Origin of the sequence: Streptomyces sp. SID13726, assembly GCF_010548375.1 — a bacterium.
Taxonomy (GTDB): domain Bacteria; phylum Actinomycetota; class Actinomycetes; order Streptomycetales; family Streptomycetaceae; genus Streptomyces.
This window is the reverse complement of the sequence record NZ_JAAGLY010000105.1, coordinates 1-710: the sequence shown is the minus strand read 5'-3', so window position 1 is coordinate 710 and position 710 is coordinate 1. Positions and strand designations below refer to the sequence as shown.

At 70.4% G+C, this 710-nt stretch carries 1 protein-coding gene; it reads left to right on the top strand.

The window, feature by feature from the left end:
- Positions 1-27 precede the first annotated feature (27 nt).
- On the top strand, positions 28-710 hold a 683-nt coding region (locus G3I78_RS46585), incomplete at its 3' end, for an ABC transporter substrate-binding protein (protein ID WP_164436647.1).

The window sequence follows — 710 nt, the reverse complement described above, 5'->3', positions numbered from 1 at the left end:
CGGGACGGCCCTCAGAAAGGCAGACACATGCGCAGCACCCGACGCACCGCCGCACTCGTCGCGGCAGCAGCGACCGCCGTCCTCACGCTCACCGCCTGCGGCGGCGGGTCCGACCCGCTCGACGCCGATACGGGGGCGTCCGACGGCAACGCCTCGTCCGACACGATCGTCATCGGCTCCCAGGCCTACGACTCGAACGAGATCATCGCCGAGATCTACGCCCAGGCTCTCGAGGCCCAGGGCTTCACGGTCGAGCGGAACTTCTCGATCGGCCAGCGCGACGCCTACATGCCCGCGCTCGAGGACGGCGAGATCCAGCTCTTCCCGGAGTACACGGGCAACCTGCTGCAGTTCTTCGACCCGGAGACCACCGCGACGTCCCCCGACGACGTCTACGCGGCGCTCCAGGAGGCGCTGCCCGACGGGCTCACGGTCCTCGACCAGTCGAGCGCGACCGACCAGGACTCGTACAACGTCACCGAGGCCTTCGCCACGGAGCACGACCTCACGAGCCTCGCGGACCTCGCCGGGCTCGACGTGCCGCTCACGCTCGGCGGCCCGGCGGAGCTCGAGCAGCGCCCCTACGGCCCGCAGGGTCTCAAGGACGTGTACGGCGTCGACGTCTCCTTCGTCGCCACGGGCGACACCACCGTGCAGGACCTCGTGGCCGGCACGGTGAACATCGCCAACGTCTTCAGCGCCGACCCGAG